Annotated in this window: 2 protein-coding genes; both read right to left on the bottom strand. The window is 36.3% G+C overall.

Going from position 1 to position 4,179, the window contains the following annotated elements:
* The coding region (locus QZU77_RS10650) for a hypothetical protein (RefSeq protein WP_295603939.1) at positions 1-417 on the bottom strand (417 nt) is incomplete at its 3' end.
* Positions 371-3,592: a lectin like domain-containing protein gene (locus QZU77_RS10645; protein ID WP_295603936.1), complete on the bottom strand. Its 3,222-nt coding sequence runs from the start codon at positions 3,590-3,592 to the stop codon at positions 371-373. The genes QZU77_RS10645 and QZU77_RS10650, both read right to left, overlap by 47 nt.
* Positions 3,593-4,179: the final 587 nt, after the last annotated feature.

Raw genomic sequence — 4,179 nt, 5'->3', positions numbered from 1 at the left:
GCCATTTACAATCTTGGATAATCCTGTTAATGTTGCCACGCCTTCGTTATTGGTTTTTGCTGTATAAGTGGCAAGAGTTTTCTTATCTGAATACACCACAAATTTTACAAGTTTGTTTGGTATTGGATTGTACTCATCATCAATCAGCAGAATCTTGAATTCATCGCCATTATCGATTAGGGTTTCTTCTGCAATGATATGTGGGCTCTCCCTTTTTGAAACGCTTACATTGAAAGTCATATTGCTTGGCTTGTAGAATGAATCTCCGTTATAAGATGCTAAAAAGATGTAGTTTCCTTCAATGAAGTTTAAAGCAAAATCTACAGAACCGTTTTCATCGCTAATCAGACTGAGGCTGTTGAACTTCAAATTATTGTCTTTTCCAATCAATGAAATGATGATCTCCTTGCCTGCCATAGGGTTTGATTTCCTTGCCTGCCATAGGGTTTGATTTCTGGTCGAGCAATGTTATTTTAACATATTCGTTTGACTTGGCTAATGCGGTGATATTTTCCACCTTATTGAACATTGTGTTTCCTTCATAATACAGGTTGAATGCATTTGAAGTGCTGAAATTGCTTGGCTTGAATCCATTGTAGTCAAAACTGAATAGGGATTCGGCAATGTCTTTTGCCTGATTTACTAATAGGGTCAGCTTGAGCATGGTTGATTCTCCTTCATCCAGTGAATCCAAATGCCAGATTCCAGTGTCTGAATTGAAGGAGCCCTTGATTATCTGGAAAGTCTGGATCTTCAAGGAGCTGTCAAGGTTCATGCTGATGTTCAAGTCTCTTACAAGATCTCCTTCATTGGAGGCTGTGATGCTTATTTCAAGCAAATCTCCAGGCTTGTAGGTGGAGCTGTTTGATTTGATGCTTAGATATACATCTGCAAGACCTGATGTGTATGCCTTAAGACAAACATTTGCTTCTTTTAAATTGTAATTTTGCATGTATTGATAGAATTTGATTATGCTCATTCCATCATTGTTTGAATTTTCATAAGCTACCAGGTCAATCCAGTTCATTCCATCAATGCTTATGAAGGATTCGTTTTGATTAGCTCCCGCTCCGCTGCTGTAATCCTGTCTTTTGGATTCAATAGCTATTGGATATAATGAATCTGGAGTGGTCAGCTTCACAGCTATTCTGAATATGTCGTTTTTAGCCAGTTCAACAGACTCTAAAAGCTTGATGGTATGATATCCTGCACCTTTTATGATTCCTTCCTGAACATACTTGCTCACTCCATTTACAGTGATGTTGACCAGATAATCTGAATCTCCGAAGGTATAAAGCCCGAATGCAGTTAGAGGATTGTTGTTTTGAGCTCGGAACTGATTAGCCATCCATGCGGTATGGGAGTTAAATCCAAGTGATTCGAATGTGTTTCCCAGAATGTCGTATTGATATATGTTCTTGTAGTTGCTTCTGTTTTCCACATTTGTGATTGCCATTGCTGAGATTGTTTCCATTCCGAATCCTGCAAATGCCTTGTCATAATAGGAAACATACCAGTATCCATCGTATCCGTGTCCTGTTCCCCAGCTGTTCTTTATTATGAATGCGCCGTCTCCAGGAGGTCTTACTGCAAACTTGTCTGCAGAATAGTTGTCATCCCATCCTATAAGGGTCACTGCATGGTTTGAAACATCTATGATATCATGATAGTAGTCAGGCTCGTATTGCAATGAGTCATCTGCATTCATTGTGGTGTATAATGCACCATATATCATTAAAGCATACTTTATCTGGTTTAAATCCCTGTAATTTAAACGAAGAGGGATGAAAAGCACATCCTGAACATGCTTTGTCTGGTTCAATCTTGTCGGGGAGCTTGTATCCCAGTCACTGAATGGATCATCGCTTTCATTAACAGGTCCGCTCCATCGCAGTAGATATGCGAGAGACATATAATGGTTTCCTCCATCTGCCCAGTCTGTTCCATTCAATCCGTAAATGCCCATTAGATTTTTCATGTTGTTTTCAGAGAGGTCGTAGCTGATGTTTTCATTTTTTAAAAGGTATGATTCAATTGCAGCTATGGTTGAGAAGGCCCAGCAGGAACCTGATCCTCCCTGGTCGCGAACAGGAGTTACCAGACCGTAATCTCTCAGGTCATATGATGACGGCAGGTCGACAAGGAGGGCATCATCAAAGGCTTTTGAAATGATGATTTGATCTTCCAGACACATAAGCAGGCTGTTATCGGTATTTCCTTTTTCATTGTTGATGAATTGCACATCTGTCAGATTCACAATTCCATTTAAATTAAAGAAGGTTCCATTTTCATCGCATATGCCATTTGCCTTGTTGTTGGATATTGTTGTATTGTGGATTTCCAGAAGGGTTGCCTTGTTTGATACTGCAGAACCGAAAGTGTAGTTTCCATGCAGTTGATTGCCATCTATTGTGGAGTTTATAATGAAAACATTGTGGCTTGCCCAGTTGCAGATTCCTCCTCCGAGGGAATAGCTGGAATTTACCACATTGCCTGATATGCTGGAATTGTAGATTACCAGAATTCCGCTGTAATCGTAAATGGCTCCTCCGCTGCCGTAGGTACCATTGACAGAGTTGTTTATAAATTTGGAGTTTAAAATTGTCATTTCGCCCATGTCGTTGAAAACAGCTCCTGCATAGCTGTCCTGACTTCCTGAAGCGGAATTTCCTTCAAATAATGAATTGTATATCCTTACGAATCCCTTGTCGTTGTAGATAGCTCCTCCGCTTGCAGGATATGTTTTCTGTCCATAGTAGGAGATGTAATCCCTTGCAGTATTGTTTATGAATTTCGCATTTACAAAATTCACCGCACTTTGGTTTATGTAGACTGCTCCTCCATAATAGGAACTACCTTTTGCAAATGTCAGATTTACAAAATTCACAAGGGGGCTTATTGCATAATAGCTCAGTGGAGGGCTTATGAGAAACATTTCATACTCATCATTACCACTGATTATTGTATTTGTGGAGCTTTCGCCAATTATGTTGAGGTTCTTGTTTATGGTCATCCTTTTTGAAATGGCATATGTTCCCTCATATAAAAAGATATTTGTTTTTGTGTTTGAACTGTCTATGAATAAGTTGTAAGCCGCATTGATGGTTTTAAATGGTTTCAACTGGGATCCGAGCTCCTCATCTCCATCATAATTGGAATTGACATAGATTGTGTTTGATTCGGAGAGATTGAAGTCATAGGTGAGCATTTCAGACTTCAGATTGATATAATCGGAATAATCTCCTTTCAAGTTTTCGCTCTCAAGAGAGGTGATTGGATTTCCCAATTCTCCGTTTTCTGTTTCCTCATTGGTTATGGCCGCACCTAAGTCTCCTGATTCGCCATCGGATTTTTGAGTATGGGTTGGGCATGCCATGCTTTCTGTATTGATGTTATTATTGTCTAAATCCGTTTCATAATCATTCAACGGGGTGCTGATTTTCAAATCAGCTTCATTATTTTCATTCAAATAACTTGCAGAATCATCTATACTTGCAATACTTGCGGAATCATCTGTGCTTGCAAAACTTACAGGTAAAACAAGCAGGATGATTAAGAATAATGAAATAAAAAATAAATATTTTGTTTTCATAAAATTAAACTCCATCTCTTATTATTTTATAAAATATACTTTAATTTTTATAAAATTTTATTATATGATTAGTATTATGTTTTTATTATAAAAAAATATTTACATTTTATTTTAAAAATTTTAAAATATATTTTAATTTTCTATATTTTACTTTGGAAATAAAAGGGGTATTTTAATCTTAAAATTAAGCAGGTCGTGATTAAGTCTTATATAAATTATAATTCTTCTTTTTGTTAAAATCCGAAATATTTAATTGTTTGCAGCACAAATATTTTATATGGAGAATAAGTATTTTGGCTTTTCATAGTGATATTTATTCTTATTTTCCTTATAAATAGTGTATTATACTTATTTTTCAATAATTAATATGTATTTCAATTGAAATTAAATTTTACCTATTCTGGAAATTAATATTATTTGGAAACTTTTAATTTTTTAACTTAGCGTTAAATAGTAAAATTAGGTTTTCATAAACTGGTCTTTAACTAAAAATTCAGGAGCTGTTAATCATGAAAATGCTGATAGATGGAGAGTTCATTGACAAGAATGAACATTATGATGTGATAAATCCATATGATGGTGAACTG

Origin of the sequence: uncultured Methanobrevibacter sp. (assembly GCF_902774605.1) — an archaeon.
In the GTDB taxonomy this organism is placed as follows: Archaea; Methanobacteriota; Methanobacteria; order Methanobacteriales; family Methanobacteriaceae; genus Methanocatella.
The sequence above is the reverse complement of the archived record's forward strand: the minus strand, read 5'-3'. Positions and strand labels throughout refer to the sequence as shown.

Excerpts from the sequence above, each read along its gene's own strand:
- QZU77_RS10645 (WP_295603936.1), bottom strand. The coding sequence starts at position 3,592 with ATGAAAACAAAATATTTATTTTTTATTTCATTATTCTTAATCATCCTG.